This window comes from Lysobacter capsici (assembly GCF_014779555.2).
Taxonomy (GTDB): domain Bacteria; phylum Pseudomonadota; class Gammaproteobacteria; order Xanthomonadales; family Xanthomonadaceae; genus Lysobacter; species Lysobacter capsici.
On sequence record NZ_CP094357.1, the window covers coordinates 3956925 to 3972495 of the forward strand.

The following is a 15571-nucleotide window of genomic DNA, read 5'->3' on the forward strand; positions in this document are numbered from 1 at the left end:
TCCTGTTGGCGGGATTTTCGGGTGCCAGTTATTTATCTGCAATCATCGTTCAACCTCCCTCGCACCCGTTACCCGTCTGCGGTTGCGGCGAGGTAAAGATCACCGTTGGTGATCGCTACTTTCAGCACATCGCTCAGGCCGTTAACTTGCTCGCTCACGCGCTGCGCCGCAACTCCGTCGCCAGCCAGTGCGGCCTGCCAATCGTCTGTTGCTTCGATCTTGGCGAGTTGGGCCATCAAACCATCTGTGTAGCTTGACAGTGGCGTTTCGGCGTAAGGCGAAACACCCAACTTAATTGCCAACTCACGGGAAATCGGCAGATACATCGTATTGCGTGGGCCATCGACATCGAACATGCCGGCCTTGGTTAGCAGTCGCAGCAGTAGGCTTTGTTGAACTAGCTCCGGACCGATCAAGCGTTGCAGCTCAAAGACGGGTTCTTCGCTCACGGGTGTCATCCTTGAAAGAGTAATGGTCACGCATGCCGTGCGGATGCTTCATCCTGGACGTAACCGATAGGGCTACAGATAAATTACAGTTGCGGCCGCATCGCTGCGGTCTGCTTTTCGTTCTGTTGCTGCTGCTCCAACTCCCTTGCCTGCGCTTGTTGCTGCGCCTGCTGTTCGTTGAAAGTTTGGGTTTCGCGCAACGTATTTTCCAGTGACGGCGCTTGCTGCGAAAGCGTTGCGGCGGGCGTGTGGAATCCTGGGGTGTTTTTTTCTATCCATAGGGTGTCCCCCACCACGGCGACTAGCTTGATGCTCCCTGCATCGGGTATTTCGTTGCGTTTTGCAGCCAACATCGCCGCCGCGAGATGCTCATCGGACATGCCGTTGGGAGAGCCCTCGCGGATCTTCGCCATCATCGCTTGGTCCTCGCGCGAGAAGCGGGAGAGATCAACGGTCGGATCGGCTGTGGCGCGTTGAATGCCAGCTTGTGATTCGGCGTGACTGGGCGAGCCGCTGGCGTGCTTGGGTGGCGCGGCGCGCCTGTCGGGTTCGGATTCGTGATCGCCAAGCGGCGGTGCGAGCGTTCCAACCGGTTCGGACTGCCGCGACGTGTGGTCCGGCTCGGTCGGGCCTACATCGGATGCCGGCAGGCGCTCGGGGGCGGGATTGGCGGCCCCATGCTCCCGTGTAGAGAGCGCCGCAGCGTGGTTCGATTCCAATGGCTGAGACGGCGCAGGCTCTAACGCTTCGTGCGCTTCTATGCGGCGATCCGGCATAGATAGGGGCGGCGGCGCGACTGCCGTAGGCGCGGCGTCCTGAGCCTGCACGGTAGGCGCCCGCTCGCGAGCGGGCGCGGCGGGCTCTTCCCGCTGCTCTGTAGGCGCCGGGCGAACCGCGCGGCTCTGCTGCGCGACCGCCAGGGCTTGTACCGTGTCCGGGTCCACCATGCCCGTGGCGGGCAGGCGATTGGCTTCTTGAAATTGCCGCACGCCGTGCTCGGTAGCGGCGTCAAACCGGCCATGCTGCGGCAGGGGTGTTTCTCCCGGCCCGCGATAGCTCATGCGATCCAGGCGGTATTGCAGCAATGCCACATCCTGCCCCTCGCTGCCGCGTTGCAACGCGTCATCCGACGCGACAGGAGCGGCGGGCGTGCCGGGTGCGGGCTGCGTCGCTGCCTGAGCCGTGGGCGGTGCTAACGGGGGCTGAGCTTCGCTTACGGCGGCATGCGCTGGCTCGGTGGCCTTGCGCGCGTCTTCGGTAGGTGCCTGCGCTTCGCGTTGCTCCGCCAGGGGCTCGGGTGCGGCAATCGGCGGCGGTGACTTGCTGATTTCGGGTGATGGCGACTTAGGCTCGCGCCGGGGCTCAGGCGTCGGAGCACGCACGCGGATGTCATCACGCAGAATCACGATTTCCGGTTCGCGATCCGCTGCAATCGCCGCTGCCGCTGCATGCTGGGCGGCAAACTGGACATCATCGCGTGATAGTCCCATGCGTTTCGCTTCGCGAAGTGCTTGTTCCTGGGCGTCATGCTGCTGCGGCGATAGCGCTTCGATTCGTAGTTCGGGCGTGTCTGGGATCGGCGCCGCGCGGCCTTGCACCTCGGCCCGTGCCTGATCGATTTCCGCTGCGGTCGTGACTGCTGCGATGCGTGGCACGCCGTCTGAGTAGTTGTAGACGTGCGCGATCGAACTGGTGACGTCGTATCCTTTTTTGGCGTTGGGCTGAAGCTGATACGTCGTCATGCCGGGCGCAATATCGTTAGCCTCGCGCGTGCGTGCAATGGCGAGCATGGCCGCGTCCATATGCTGTTGCGTCGGCTCCACGCCGCGCTGCAAGTACGTGTCCAACAAAATCGCGCGGTCCCGGTCTCCGACGTCGGTGGACGGCGGTTGCAATGGCGCCAGCGATGCGACGTACTCTCGGTGTTGGGCCAGCTGCGGTTGCAAGGCCGTGTTCGTCCGCTCCAGTTCCAAGGGCAGATTGCCAGCGGCGGGAGTTCCGTCCAGGCTCAACCATTGACCGCTCTCGTCACGCCGGTACAGATCGCCGTTGCTCGCCCTCAGATTGCCTTCGGTTAGCACATTGGTCGCGGCCGGTAATTTCTCGCCCACCAAATCAAACCCGCTGGCCCGGTAGGCTATTTCGTAGCGGGCCGCAATGGGCGCCTGACCGCTGGCAATGTTTTCCCGGATGACTTGGTCGGCGGCCCGATCCAATTCGGCCGCCCGCTCTGGCGATGCGATTTCGCGCCGAGTGGCGTTGGCGGCGTGATCGAGCCGGCCCACGACCACATTGCGTTCCCATTGGTCGGTGCCGCTGTTGCGCGTCCAAGACGCAGGATCGAGGCTCGGGGTATCCCCCAGCGCTTGCGGTTGAGTGAACGGAGTGCGCGGCGGCGGTACATTCTTAAGTTCCAACGCAGTCGCCGCGTTGAGCGCATCCAAATACAGTTCCCGAGCCTTCTCCGGTGGCGCGGCGAACGTTGTTACTTCCGCATTGCTTCTATCATCACGTGAAATGTCCGCCGTTCGCTCGCGCACCCACTGTCGGCCGGTGAATTCCCACGACACGTTGTCGCGGGCTTGGTGATAGACCTGACGGTTATCCCACATCTTTGCGAGTTTCTCGCCGGCCTCACTGCCGGTATACGCACCAGCAGCGACCGTTAGAAGCACGCCAGGACCGGTCCAAGAGCCCGCAATCAGACCGGCGGCAGCGCCACCAATAGCGCCGCCAGCACCGCGCCCGGCAAAATGAACTGCATGGGATTTGGCAGCGAGCGGATTGTCTTGGTCCAGCGACGAAGAAATGCGCTCGCTTGCGTCTGCTGCATCGGCGAGGCTCATCGCCACTCCACCGACGACCAGCGACCTGAGTGCAGCGCCACGTGCTGCTGCTCGACCTGCCGTTGCCGCTTCTCGCGCATCAGCCTGTGCAACATGAGGGCTGAAAGCTTGTCGAAGTTCAGAAGTGGCCTGGACCGACACATCTAGCCGACCACCCGCATGCGCCTGATTTATCGCCTTACGCAAAGACGCGTGCCCATCGAATTCCTCGCCACCCGCGGGCTTGTATCCCGGGCGGTTCACAATCTCTGTCGCGCGCAATGTTTGTTGCTCAGATTGCAGCACGCTAACCCATTGCGCTTCAGGCGACTCTAGTCTTCCTATCTGCGCGATCTGTTCAGCGTGACTCACTCCGTAACCGTCGATGGAACGCTGAAAGTTCTGATTGGCCTTAAGTGTCTGGGCGTTGGGAATGCCGTGTGTATTGTTCGTATATAGGTCGCCATTAACCAATGCGGTTTTCAATGTGTCTTCGAGGACATGCACCCGTTGCGCAACGCGTCGCATGGCGTCGCTGTCACCTCGCTCCATGTATGACTGCCAATCGGCCCCGCGCTCGATCTTCTCCAATTCATCCACTACAATCTTGGTATAGGAATGAAGATGTCCGCCGGGATGCGGCGAAATACCAAGTTGCGCACCAAGGGCCTTCTCGCTCGGCAAATACACGGTATTTCGCGAGCTGTCTACGTCATATAACCCATTGCGCTTCAACTCTTGCAGCAGTTCGCTTCTTTCAAAAACATTATTCTGCTCAATGCAATGATGTAGTTCGAATGCGTGATCCAGCGACTCAGTCATAGCGGCATATCCTTTGCGCAATAGCAGGCGATTAGCTGCCCTAACGAACTGTTAGTAATCGCTTGCGTCCTCAGTCTCAACGCCGCTAAAGCCACCACTAACTAACGCGGCGCGCATTGATTCGTCGCAGAAGACGAAGCCTGAGTACGGAGTGCGGAACGTATGCGCCGATCCAATGACCTCGCGCCTAAAGATGAGGCTTGAACCCGTTGTGACGTGGTAAAACTTTCCATTGACGAAATCATCGCCAACATCAATCCTTGTTTCAGATCGCTCCTCGTCCAATGCATCTATGACGCGGAGAACATCACATAGATAGCGCTCGCCCGCGTCAGAACCGTCGGCCATCTTTACATCGCATCGAGCGAATGCGAAACCCTGAGGGTCATTATCCTCAAAAGCGTTTTTCAAACGGTCAGACACAAGCCAGTAGCCACTAAACGACGCTTCAAGATCGTCTAGAGTCGCTTTGCCTGATTGCTCCTGAATCAGGAGAGGCGTTTCCCTCAAAGGCGGAAAACCCCCTGCGGTTGGGCGAAGGATTCTGCGCGGCGGCGCAAGCAGGCTTTCTAGATTGGCGAATACCAAGCCGTGACCTGGTCCGCGGCCTGAGAATGAGGGACGCAATACGTAAATCGTTTCTACCGTTGCTTGACTGTCCATACCGTTATCCATTTCGGCACCGCCAAATAGACGGGGAACTGAGGGGCACGCTTAGCTGCCTGAGTATCGCTCAGTGGCCGCTCAGACGCGTCAGATTTTTCCTAGTCGGCTATCGGACAACACCATCACTTGAGTGGATCGGGACGGTACGCGCAACGAGTGCTACCGCCCAGGTCCGGGCGCTCTTGTGGGCGAGGCTCGCCGAGCGCCCTGCGGGCGGACCCGTTCAACGAGCTGGCGCGCGGTCGAGACCCCGCCACGCCTTCCTACTACATGTGCAGCTTTCGACTCAAATGCGAACCAGCACGAAAGACAGGCAAAGACACTCTCGGACGCGGATCGGACCGCTCGGCGCTCGCGACGCAGAGTGACGCACCCAACGGGCGGTTTCGGCGGCAGGACCGGGCCGGACCACGGCTTCCATGCGTGGCGTGCTCTGCAAGTCGCTGGCAGACGTCCATACCGGTCGCGTGGGTGGCCTCCGGGAATCGGTAACCTCGGTAACCTCGCCAGAAAACCATGGATAACTATCTGATCAATAAAGAAATTGGTGGTTACCGCATAGCGGTAACCATCGGTAACCCTTCGGCAACCGAAACGCAAGCTACTGATTTTAAAGGATTTAAAAAAGTACAAGTTACCTCCAAGAACGATAACCAGTTACCTCATAGTTACCGGAAAGGTTACCGCCCCCCTCTGTCAACTTGTTGATTTTACTAAAAAAAGAAGTGGAATATTACGCCGGTTACCGAAGTTACCGATTCCCGGGGCACCCCCAACTCCCTGGCGCTATAAGAGATGCAGCCAAAGTTGGCATATTCTCGACATAGGCAAGCGACGCGCCGCTACCTGCTTGGCCTGCCGTCCTGACGGGCATCGGCCGTTCTGAACACCGTACGACGTTGTCTATTTCGTGGGCTCTAGCCCCGCCCCCACTCAACCATTGCCAAGGAAGTCATGGCCTACGTCACGCCGCAGTCTCAGAATCTAAAAGTCGCGTTCTCCAGTCGTTATTCCCTTCCGCATTTTCAGCGAGAGTACAAGTGGGAGCCACGTCATTACGAAGAACTGATTAACGATATTCAAGACGCCTTTTTACAATCCTTCGATCCCGGGCACGGCCGGTCTCAAGTAGCAGACTATTCGCCGTACTTTTTAGGATCGGTGATCACATCGAGTGAGTCCGCGGGTAAGAAGCCACTGATCGATGGCCAACAGCGTCTGACATCTGCTTTTGTCCTATTGGCATATCTGGACAGGTACTCGCGAGAGAAGGGTATTACGGCAGCAGCGGATCTCCAAAATTACCTGGGCAGTGTCAGCTTTGGTGTCCGCGACTATGTGATAGGTTTTTCAGACGCCCGACGGCAGATCTTTGATTACTATCTTGATGTCACCAAAACGGCAGTAGAAGCGCTTGACGCGGCGGAAGAAATTAATGATCTCGATCACGGAGATCGACGGATCATTGAAGCACTGAGGGCTACTGAACCCTTGCTCGATCAGCGATCTTTCGATTACATCGCTTACTTTATCGATTTTGTCATCGAGCGCGTGTATTTGATCGATATTTCGGTAGCGAAAGAGTCGGAAGCGCATCGCGTCTTCGTCACGATGAATGATCGTGGTTTGCGACTAGGACCGATTGACCTGCTTAAGGGCGAAATACTTTCGCGAGTACATACGGCGGCTGAAGTTGAGGTCGCGCATAAGGCGTGGGTCGAAACAGTCAACAAACTTAGAGCTATCGATCCTGAGGAGGACTCGCTCTTCTTTCGCAACTTCTTTCGGGCCCAGTGGGGTGAGACCATCAGAGGCAAGTCGAAGGGCGATGCTGCCGGAGATTACGACATTATCGGTGACGCATACCATCGCTGGTTCACCGAAAATACAGCGCGCATTGGCTTAAAAACGGCGGATGACTACTTATCTTTCGCTAGAGATCAAATAACAAAATTCGCAGAGGTCTACATTTTTATCCGAGAGGCAGAGGAGACTTTGTCCGCCGGCTTTGACCACGTGTATTACAACTCAGCTCGCCGATATAGTTTCCAGTCGATGGTGCTTCTCGCCGCAGTCGCGGAAAGTGATAAGGGCAGCGAGTGGCGTCGGAAAATCGCCCTCGTCTCCAGATTGATTGATTTAATTCTTACCACTCGCACAATCGAAGGCAAGGAAAACAATTACGACAACCTCAAGGAGCTATCTTTTGGCCTTGCAAAGGAAGTGCGCGGTAAAGACGTAGCTGGAATAGAAGCTCTGGTACGCGATCATTGGGGCCGATACGCGCCGATAATTCCTCGCTTAGCAGAGCTAAGTTATAACTATCGCAATGACAATCGATCCCACTTGCTCTATGTGTTGTCACGTATTGCATGCTACTTGGAGACCAGTTGTGATTTAGTTGGCGCCGTTGGATTTGAAACGTACTGGCGCCGTGACAAGAGCTCGCGCACTTTCGATATCGAGCACCTTCTCAAATTTCAATTCGACCCAGCAACGTTGCCCGCGGCGCACGGATTTGCAGATCAAAGAGATTATTCGGATCAGAGGAATCGAATTGGCGCCCTAGCTTTGCTTCCAAGATCACGCAATCGCTCGCTGCAAGCGAAACCCTACAGGGAAAAGCTAGCCGTATATGCCAATGAAAACCTGCTTGTGCAAACACTCGATTCCGGCGTCTATACCAACAACCCAAAGTTTGCCGAGTTTTTGACAGATAATCCGCTCGTCACTTTTGGACCGATCGCAAAATTTAGTAAGGCCGACATAAGCACTCGGGCAGCCGCATACGCGGAAGTCGGGCGGTTGATTTGGCAGAGTCCTTGACCCCGTTGGGCCGCTCAGGGCAGCGCAAATTATTCTAATCTAGCCCCAGGCTTGGGCGGGCATTCAAGAAGCCGTCCCAGCCTTCTACTCAGTGATGCATTTGGTCGTGGTCGGTGCAGTCTACGAAAAGCAATCCGTCGTGAAAAAACAACAACGACCGACCTACTTTCGATTCCGCCGCAGTGCTTCGCTAGCTAGTTCGTCAGCGTAAGGAGTACTGCGCTCCTCTTCTACCAGCAAGCCAAGCCCCTTCAAGCGAATCTTTATTACGCTACGCGACACACCGAATACATCGGTAAGTGGCAACGCGATCCTATTAAAATCTGAAATGTTGCAAGGTTGATGATCCAGGTATAGGTGGCTACGTCCGCGAGGGCTAACACCGACCTTCCAAGCAATCCTATTCATCGACTCGATAAGTTGCTTTTGAGGCAGAAGCAAGGCTGCTGCGAAATAGTTCGCCTGCCACTCCATACGAACAATATCCTTGATCTCTATCCTCGCAAACCCATCTAAATCGATATCAGCGACGTGACAGACATCTCTCCTCATGTATCTGGAGTGACCCAATTCCAGATGCCCAAGCTCATGAGCGAGCGTAAAGCGTGCTCGATTCTCTCCCTCGGCTTGCGCCCTATCAATCTCGATCACCGTGGTGTCGAATGAAATAGTGCCAAGCACCCTGAAGCCAAGCTGGCCTCACGCACTTCCAGACCGCAAGTTTCTTGGAAGTAATTGCAAATAGCCTCAAGCGATACTCTACCGCGTTTGTAGCCGACAGCATCCCGAAGCATCTGGCAACGAGATTCGATCTCTTTCGCGTGAAGGAAAGGAACCAGGAAAAGTCCCGACGAGATTCGCTCTCGCGCCCCTCCGATTATCCCGATAATCTCGACAGCCTCTTCGGGCCTAAGCAGCTTGAGAAAAAGAGCATTCAATGAATGGCTGTAAATATCCCCTGAGTAGCAGCACAAGTCGTAATAGCGACTCAGATAGTCCTCTTGACGCAGGCCGTCATACGCCATTTTCGAATCAAGACTCGCATCGGACCGAACCGCCAAGCTCGATGGCGACCTGGTAAGAATCCAATGCAAAGATTCCGCAATGAAGTACCGAGCAAGACCGATTCCTTTAGAACGCGCAAAGTTGAACGCCCCCTCTTGGAATGAGTTTGTCGAGATGACCACCGCGTAGGTCTTTCCGGGCTTTATTTGCTCAGTCTTAGCGAAAAACTCCTCCACATCATCCACGGGCACCCTATGCCCGTAGTTCTTGCACTCTATTAGCCAAAGCGATGAATATGTAGCCTGCCCAGGGAGACTTATTTCGATCGCGATATCGAAGACAATGTCCTTCTCCCTGTCCTTGGAGTAGCAGGCTTTCTTTCTGAATATTCTGCACCGATCGCTCGGAGCTATGAATCTTCCTTCTGAAATGTCGCGCGAGAGCAGCGCGAAAACATCACTTTCAAACTGATCGCCTCGCAAAGTTGTACTCATGATTCTCCGTGCCTACGGAACATTCACTAAAGCAGCTCCTAATCTCAAAAGAGATCAACGAACGCCCCCAGGGGCTGACGCGCTCCATCCAGACTACCCTTTCCCCTCACACCGATGCACGAGCCACACCCAAAAGTTGCGCGATAAATAAATTGAAAATCGTTTTTCATCGAAGCCACTCAAGGAGCTACCAACGCCCCACGGCCAGCGACACCCCATCTATCAACCGGATCGCGGATCGACTAAAAAGTGACTTGTAGAGGCAAACTCATGCAGTCTGCATACTCTGCAGACCACACACAGACGCCACCGCCATACTTTTCTCTAGCCACCAATATCCCTAGATGTGACCCAACCCCACTTCACATCACCGAACCATCCCGTTTTAGCCAATTTTCTAGGGAATCCCCTAGTTGAATTAGATCGAAACAAATTCAACGCTCCAGTCATGCATGACAGAGCGTGGCGCCCGTCGCGCGAATGTCGTCTTCCTTCCCCCGTGAACACAGGTGACGATCATGGAAGCACTGGATGCCATCCGAGGCATAGTCGACGCGGTCAAGCTCGGCGTCGAGAAACAGGCCGACAACTATCATTCGCCCAGCCGTTCCGAGCTGGAGGATCTGGCGAAGGAGCTGCATTCGGTCGGCGACATCAAGCACAAGAAGGACGATTACGACAAACGTCTGGATGCGCTGGCGAGCGACTTTCTGCCCAAGCTCAGCGACGAGGACCGCGGCCGGTTCATGGGCGCGATCTTCGATGGCGATAAGGGCGCGACCGGTTCGTGGTTGCAGGGCGATCGGCTCGACAAGCTCGTCGCCGACGGCCGCATCAGCGCCGACGATCGCAGGACGGTGCTGTCCAGTCTGGCCTCGGGTTACAACAACGGGCACGTCGAGAAGGACGTGACCTGGGATTTCCTGAAGATGGGCGGCGTCGACGGCGAGATCGTCGACAAGAATCCGGCCGGCAGCCGCGCCGGCGCCGATTACCAGAACGAGAACAACACCGGCGAGGTGTTCGACCGCTTGCTGGCCGGTCTGGACGACGGCAAGGGCGGCGTGAATCAGGAGTTCTCGAAGTTCATCGAGAAGTTCTCGATCGACCAGATCAACGACGGCGCGCCCGGCAACGACAAGGACGCCAATTCGCGCGGCGATTACCTGGGCCTGCTGATCAACGCGGCCGATCGCGCCGGGCCGGACCAGTCGGTGATCAACAACATCCTGCACGGCGTGGACAAGGAGAAGCGCGAGCAGGTGATCGACGACATCAGCAAGGGCTTCAGCAAGGTGACCACGGAGAACGCGTGGCTCAACCGCGACGACAGCAAGCTGTCGGACGCCTATAACCGCGACCCGATGAACCTGATCATCAAGGCGGTCGCCAACGACAAGGAAAGCCGTTACTCCGACGACAAGCGCAGTTATGCCGGCGATCTGGCCGAATACGTCTACACCCAGTCGGCCAACAATCCTTACGGCGACAACGGGTTCTACACCGACAAGAACATGCCCAAGGAAGGTCGTCAGGAAGCCTTGAACGAACTGATGTTGAAGAAGGGCGCGGAGATCTTCGACACCAAGCGCCTGGGCGAATCGGGCATCGGCGAGGACGGCGAGACCAATTCCACCCGCAACGTGCGGATCATGGCCAATCTGGAACGCCTGACCGGCCTGTCGCCGACCAACGAGCAAGGCACCGAGGTGTTGAACAAGCTGGCGGGCAATGCGGACATGTGGTCGAAGGACTACATCAATGCGCTGAAGTCGGACAACGAAAACGAAAAGCTGCAGGCGACGCAGAAGCTGACCCATCTCATGGCCTCGACCGAGCAGGCGGTGCTGGACGGTTTCAGCGACAAGGCCGAGGACGACGCGGCGCGCAAGGCCGATCTGGAGTCGATGATGAATCTGTTCGTCGGCCTGTTGCCGGGCGGCGACAGCCTGGGCACCGGGCTGCGCTCGTCGTTCAAGTCGGTGTTCGGCGAGGACAGCGGCGCGGTGCGCGCGCTGGACAAGGTTCTGGAAACCGGCGCCGGCGAGGCGGCCGATGGCGCGGCCACGGACCTGCTCAAGGGCAAGGTGGTCGACGCGCTGTCCAAGTCCGGCAACGAGGACAAATACCTCAAGGCGTTTACCGAGAACGCCAATGTGTTTATCGAGGATCAGCTGCTGCGGGAGCTTTCCGGCGATCAGTACGCCGGTATCCGCCAGGAAATTTCCAAGGAAGCTTCTCAGCTGCTGGTGACTTCGTAGCGCATGGCCCGCGCCGGGCGCATTGAACTGTTCGCACGGTGCAATGCGCTCGGCTATCGGCGGGCGAAGTTTTTAATTCAATGATGATTTGAAGCGGCGTGGCGCGGATCGCCGCGCCGCTTGCCCTGCCCTCCGAAAACATTGGCTACGACAGGCATAGCGCGATAAATCGGCCGCGACACCGTCACTTCGGCTTGTTGCCGTAGGCGATGGGCAAGCGCAGCACCGAACGCACCGGCTTGCCGTCGACCACGGCGGGCACGTAGGTCCATTGACTTGCCGCCCACCTGGCGGCTTGGTCGATAGCCATATCGCCGCTGGACTTCGCGATCCGGACCGAATGCGCGCTGCCATCGCTTTCGAGCAGCAGCATCACCACCACTTCGCCGCTGAGCTGGTTCGCCTCGACCGTGCCGGGCCACTGCGGCGGATAGCGCTCCAGCGAGGACGCCTCGGGATAGGCCGGCGCATCGGGGACGGTTTTCGTCCAGCAGCTTTCATGTTCTTCGAAATCCAGCGGGATGCGGATTCTGTCCGCCTCGGTTTCGCCCTTCTCGTTGCGGGGCGGGATGTAGACCCAGTGGCGCGCGGCCTCCAGCGCCGCGTTGTCCAGGTGCCGGTCGCGGCTGGATTTCTCCACGACCGCGCGGACGAATCGCCCCTCGCCGTCCACGTCGACGATGATCACGGTCGTTCCACTCACGCACTTGTCGATCGCTTCTTGCGGGTAGACCACGGGCTGCCGCAGCCTGGATGCCGGATCCAGGCGCCCGTCGGTACTCGCGTATTGCGCGGCGGCCTGGCTTGCCGGGAATATCAACGCGCCGAGCAGGACCAGTCGGCATGCGTGCTTCATGTCGTTCATTCCCTTGATTCGTTCCTTGATTTTGAGGTTCGACGAAAGCCGCGGCGTTCGTCCCGACTGTTTGCTTGCCGATACCACCGCGCGGCTCAAACCCGTCCGGTCGCCAGCGCCCGCGCCCAATCCGGGCGGCCGTTGCGCAATGCGAGTTCGGCCGCGGCGTTCCAGTCGTAATCGACCGCGATCAGCTGCGCGTTCCATTCGCCGTCGCCGTTGCGTTCGACGATCGCATAGCGCGCCTGCGGCGTGCCGACTTCGACCCGGTGCGGATACGGATGTTCGCCGGTGTAGGCCTGCAGCCCCACGCTGCCGGGATTGACGATCAGGCGGCCGTCGGCCAGACGTAGGCTGCGTGGTACGTGGGTGTGGCCGCACAGGATCACGCGGGCGTCGCTGTCGCCGGCGCGCTCGGCCGCTTCGTCCGGGGTGGCCGCGCGCATGCCACCGGCGTCGACGGTTTCGATGAAGCATTCCAGGTCGCTGCGCGCGGTGCCGTGGACCAGCAGCACCTCGTCGTTCAAACGCAGGGTCGTCGGCAGGCCGCGCATCCACTCGCGCTGATCGGGACGGATCTGCGCGGCCGCAAACCGGTCGGATTCGCTCATGCGCTCGGGCGGATCGGTCAGCACCTGCCGCTCGTGATTGCCGGCGATGGTCGGCCAGCCCAGCGCGATCAGGCGGTCGGCGGTTTCGCGCGGCTGCAGCGGGCCCGACAGCAGGTCGCCGAGGTCGACCACCTTGTCGGCACCGCGGCGCTCGATGTCGAGCAGCACCGCGTCGAGGGCGGCGAGGTTGCCATGGATGTCGGATACGACGGCGATGCGCATGGCGGGATTCTATCCTTTGCGACAGCGCGGTCGCCCCGATGATCGGACTGCGCGACGCGGGGACGAGCGGGCCCGCAAAGGCCTCGCGCCGCCACGCGGACGGCGCAATCGCGCGGCCTCAACGCCTTGCCGCGCGGGCCGATCGCCAGCCCGGGCGCGGGCGCATTGCGCCGCGGCGATGGTTTCAGGCAGAATGCCGCCCCTCTGGAAGGAAACGGCGACGCCCCCGGCGCCACCGCCTCCGATCCGGACACCGCATGGCGCTCCGGCGCGTATGCGATCTCTATGGTGGCCCCGTTGGCGCCTCCGCGACGATAAGTTGAAAATCCCGCCAGGGCCGGAAGGCAGCAACGGTATCGACCGATTCGGGCGCCGGAGTCACGCTTGCGGGGCCGCCACCTTTTTGGGGATTCGGGATTGGGGATTAGGGATTCGGGGCGCGGCTGGCGGTGACGGTCGCCAGTTGGGGCTTGCGCAGTGTTTTTAGTGGCGAATCGGGCTGAGGTCCGACTGGGTCATCGCAAACTTCAGTGCCGATCTCGATCACGACGCCCATCAGGCGCCGCCATCAATCCGACCCCAAGGACAGCGCCAGCGCGTCGGGCTCGCGCCCGGTCTTCCATTGGTCGATCACCTTCCAGCGCTTGCGATCGATCACCGCGACCTCGTCGCCGCCGCTGATCGCCACATACACCCACGGCCGCTTCGGATCGGCGATCACCCCGATCGGCAATGCCGCGCGACCGAGCATGGTGTCGCGATACTCCGCGCCGTCGCGCCGCAGCGCGATCGTCGTCACCGGCTTCTTGCGCTTGGCATCGAACACCGACAGCGTCCCGGCGCGCGCATTGCTGACCAGCGCGTGGCGGCCGTCGGCGGTGAACACCACCCGGATCGGGAAGCCGGGGCTCGGCAAGGTTGCGCGGATCGCCAGCGTTTTCGCGTCGTGCACGCTCACGCTGCCGGCGTCGCGATTGCTGACCCAGACCTCGTCGCTGCCGGGCCGCACCGCGATGCCTTCGGCGCCCTTGCCGGCATCGACCTCGTCGGTCTTGCTGTTGTTGGTCAGGTCGATGCGGCTGACGGTGCCGCGATCGACCTTGCTCACATACGCGGTCTTGCCGTCGGCGGCGATCGCGACCATGTGGCCCTTGCCCTCGCCCAATGCGATCGCCGCGACGATCTTGCCGCTGGCGATATCGACGCGGAGCAAATGTTTCGACGCCTCGGTGGTGACCAGCGCCTCGCGATCGCCGGGCAGAAAGCGCAGCCCGTGCGGCCGGCCGTGTTCGCCCAGGTCGATCGATCGCGGCGGCGCGGCGCCGCGCAGATCGAGCACGCTGAGCGTATGCCCGGCCTGCTTGCCGCCGTAGTTGGCAACCAGCGCGATCGCGCCGTCGTGACTGACCGCGATCTCGTGCGGCGCCTGGCCGGTGGCGAACTCGCCGAGTTTGCGGCCGTCGTCCAGCGACAGACGCCAGACGGTGTCGGCGGCTTTGTTGCCGACCAAAATCTCGCCCGAAACCGCGGGCACCGAAGCGCAGAGCAACAAGCACAAGCACAGTGGGCGGAACATGCGCGCGACCGGTCTGACGATACGGAAGACCGACGCTACAACAAAGCCGCTGGCGCTTCATGTGCCGCGGTCTCGGCAACGAAAGTCGCTGGATTCCCGCGTTCGCGGGAATGACGGCTGGGGAGAACGAATCGGCGTGGGCAGGTACCGAAGCCGACAATCGAAAAGATTGCCGACATCTCACCCGACGTCATTCCCGCGAACGCGGGAATCCAGCGACTTCAAGCCTTAACCACAAGCAATCGCGTCCTTTGCACCTTTGAAACGCTTGCGTCCGTCAACTTACCTCTGGCGGCGTTGGATGCAACCAACCCGCCTCCCCATCCGCATAGCGCTCATGCTTCCAGATCGGCACCCGCCCCTTGGTTTCGTCGATGATGAAACGGCAGGCGGCGAACGCCGCATCGCGATGCGCCGCGCTGACGCCGACCCAGACCGCGAGTTCGCCTATCGCCAGATCGCCGACGCGATGCACGCAGCGCGCGTCGACGATGGCGAAGCGTTCGATCGCTTCGCTCAGGATGCGTTCGCCCTCGCTGTCGGCCAGGGCGGCATAGCTTTCGTAGCGCAGGCCGGCCACCGCGCGGCCGCCGTGGTGATCGCGCACCCAGCCTTCGAAACTGGCGTAGGCGCCGGCGTGGGCGCTGAGCAGTTGTTCGCGCAGCGGCGCGATCTCGAACGGCTGCGGCGACAGGGCGAATCGTTTCATCGCTCAGCCTCCCGACACCGGTGGAATGAAGGCGACTTCGCTGCCGGCGCGCGGCGCGTCGTCCCAGCGCGCGAACGCGCCGTCGACCGCGACCCGCAGGCGCTGCGCCGGCAGGGCGAAGCCGTGACGTTCGCGCAAGGTCTCGTACAGGCCGCGCAAGTCGGCGTTGTCGGCCTCGATCGATTCGCTGGCGACACCGGCGGCGTCGCGCAGGCTGGCGAAATACAGCACGGTCAGGCGGTTCATGCG

General features: G+C 59.7%; 13 protein-coding genes and 1 other RNA gene. 4 read left to right on the plus strand and 10 right to left on the minus strand.

Features of this window, described 5'->3' with window-relative positions; genetic code table 11:
- Nucleotides 1–68: 68 nt before the first annotated feature.
- The 3 genes from IEQ11_RS16035 to IEQ11_RS16045 form a co-directional block, all read right to left on the minus strand.
- Nucleotides 69–449 (minus strand): hypothetical protein, encoded by a 381-nt coding sequence (locus IEQ11_RS16035; protein ID WP_191822891.1) that lies wholly within the window; start codon nucleotides 447–449, stop codon nucleotides 69–71.
- An 83-nt stretch (nucleotides 450–532) separates the two neighbouring features.
- Nucleotides 533–4096 carry a peptidoglycan-binding protein gene (locus tag IEQ11_RS16040; protein WP_191822892.1) on the minus strand — a complete coding sequence of 1188 codons (3564 nt, stop codon included), beginning with the start codon at nucleotides 4094–4096 and terminating at the stop codon, nucleotides 533–535.
- Between the two features lie 51 nt (nucleotides 4097–4147).
- On the minus strand, nucleotides 4148–4759 hold the full coding sequence (locus IEQ11_RS16045) for an imm11 family protein (RefSeq protein ID WP_191822893.1): 612 nt from the start codon (nucleotides 4757–4759) through the stop codon (nucleotides 4148–4150).
- Between the two features lie 519 nt (nucleotides 4760–5278).
- On the opposite strand from IEQ11_RS16045, the gene IEQ11_RS16050 reads away from it, so the two are divergent.
- Entirely contained in the window at nucleotides 5279–5470 is a 192-nt protein-coding gene (locus IEQ11_RS16050; RefSeq protein WP_191822894.1) for a hypothetical protein, read from the plus strand.
- Between the two features lie 246 nt (nucleotides 5471–5716).
- Nucleotides 5717–7588, plus strand: a complete 1872-nt coding sequence (locus tag IEQ11_RS16055; RefSeq protein WP_191822895.1) for a DUF262 domain-containing protein — start codon at nucleotides 5717–5719, stop codon at nucleotides 7586–7588.
- A gap of 162 nt (nucleotides 7589–7750) precedes the next feature.
- Here the strand turns inward: IEQ11_RS16055 and IEQ11_RS16060 are convergent, their stop codons facing one another.
- Nucleotides 7751–8239, minus strand: coding sequence for an ImmA/IrrE family metallo-endopeptidase (locus IEQ11_RS16060; RefSeq protein ID WP_191822896.1), 489 nt, complete (start codon nucleotides 8237–8239; stop codon nucleotides 7751–7753).
- Nucleotides 8236–9087 (minus strand): restriction endonuclease, encoded by an 852-nt coding sequence (locus IEQ11_RS16065; RefSeq protein ID WP_191822897.1) that lies wholly within the window; start codon nucleotides 9085–9087, stop codon nucleotides 8236–8238. The genes IEQ11_RS16060 and IEQ11_RS16065 overlap by 4 nt, the downstream gene beginning before the upstream one ends.
- A 518-nt stretch (nucleotides 9088–9605) precedes the next feature.
- Between IEQ11_RS16065 and IEQ11_RS16070 the strand changes: the two genes are divergently transcribed.
- The gene (locus tag IEQ11_RS16070) at nucleotides 9606–11348 is read left to right on the plus strand and encodes a hypothetical protein (protein WP_191822898.1); all 1743 of its coding nucleotides are present in this window, start codon (nucleotides 9606–9608) and stop codon (nucleotides 11346–11348) included.
- A 184-nt stretch (nucleotides 11349–11532) separates the two neighbouring features.
- Here IEQ11_RS16070 and IEQ11_RS16075 read toward each other — a convergent pair whose 3' ends face one another.
- Entirely contained in the window at nucleotides 11533–12213 is a 681-nt protein-coding gene (locus tag IEQ11_RS16075; protein WP_191822899.1) for an energy transducer TonB, read from the minus strand.
- 86 nt (nucleotides 12214–12299) lie between these two features.
- A complete protein-coding gene (locus IEQ11_RS16080; protein WP_191822900.1) occupies nucleotides 12300–13037 on the minus strand; it encodes a metallophosphoesterase family protein in 738 nt (245 codons plus the stop codon).
- 295 nt (nucleotides 13038–13332) lie between these two features.
- Here IEQ11_RS16080 and ffs point away from each other — a divergent pair.
- Nucleotides 13333–13429: signal recognition particle sRNA small type (gene ffs / locus IEQ11_RS16085), an RNA gene on the plus strand.
- A 176-nt stretch (nucleotides 13430–13605) separates the two neighbouring features.
- On the opposite strand, the gene IEQ11_RS16090 is transcribed toward ffs, so the two are convergent.
- The 3 genes from IEQ11_RS16090 to IEQ11_RS16100 all read right to left on the minus strand — a co-directional run bounded on the left by IEQ11_RS16090 (nucleotide 13606) and on the right by IEQ11_RS16100 (nucleotide 15568).
- A complete protein-coding gene (locus IEQ11_RS16090; protein WP_191822901.1) occupies nucleotides 13606–14571 on the minus strand; it encodes a YncE family protein in 966 nt (321 codons plus the stop codon).
- A 319-nt stretch (nucleotides 14572–14890) separates the two neighbouring features.
- Nucleotides 14891–15322 carry a molybdenum cofactor biosynthesis protein MoaE gene (locus tag IEQ11_RS16095; RefSeq protein WP_191822902.1) on the minus strand — a complete coding sequence of 144 codons (432 nt, stop codon included), beginning with the start codon at nucleotides 15320–15322 and terminating at the stop codon, nucleotides 14891–14893.
- A gap of 3 nt (nucleotides 15323–15325) precedes the next feature.
- Nucleotides 15326–15568 carry a MoaD/ThiS family protein gene (locus tag IEQ11_RS16100; RefSeq protein ID WP_191822903.1) on the minus strand — a complete coding sequence of 81 codons (243 nt, stop codon included), beginning with the start codon at nucleotides 15566–15568 and terminating at the stop codon, nucleotides 15326–15328.
- Nucleotides 15569–15571: the final 3 nt, after the last annotated feature.

Excerpts from the sequence above, each read along its gene's own strand:
- IEQ11_RS16040 (WP_191822892.1), bottom strand. The coding sequence starts at position 4,096 with ATGACTGAGTCGCTGGATCACGCATTCGAACTACATCATTGCATTGAG.
- IEQ11_RS16070 (WP_191822898.1), top strand. The coding sequence starts at position 9,606 with ATGGAAGCACTGGATGCCATCCGAGGCATAGTCGACGCGGTCAAGCTC.
- IEQ11_RS16100 (WP_191822903.1), bottom strand. The coding sequence starts at position 15,568 with ATGAACCGCCTGACCGTGCTGTATTTCGCCAGCCTGCGCGACGCCGCC.
- IEQ11_RS16050 (WP_191822894.1), top strand. The coding sequence starts at position 5,279 with ATGGATAACTATCTGATCAATAAAGAAATTGGTGGTTACCGCATAGCG.
- IEQ11_RS16055 (WP_191822895.1), top strand. The coding sequence starts at position 5,717 with ATGGCCTACGTCACGCCGCAGTCTCAGAATCTAAAAGTCGCGTTCTCC.
- IEQ11_RS16045 (WP_191822893.1), bottom strand. The coding sequence starts at position 4,759 with ATGGACAGTCAAGCAACGGTAGAAACGATTTACGTATTGCGTCCCTCA.
- IEQ11_RS16080 (WP_191822900.1), bottom strand. The coding sequence starts at position 13,037 with ATGCGCATCGCCGTCGTATCCGACATCCATGGCAACCTCGCCGCCCTC.
- IEQ11_RS16065 (WP_191822897.1), bottom strand. The coding sequence starts at position 9,087 with ATGAGTACAACTTTGCGAGGCGATCAGTTTGAAAGTGATGTTTTCGCG.
- IEQ11_RS16095 (WP_191822902.1), bottom strand. The coding sequence starts at position 15,322 with ATGAAACGATTCGCCCTGTCGCCGCAGCCGTTCGAGATCGCGCCGCTG.
- IEQ11_RS16075 (WP_191822899.1), bottom strand. The coding sequence starts at position 12,213 with ATGAACGACATGAAGCACGCATGCCGACTGGTCCTGCTCGGCGCGTTG.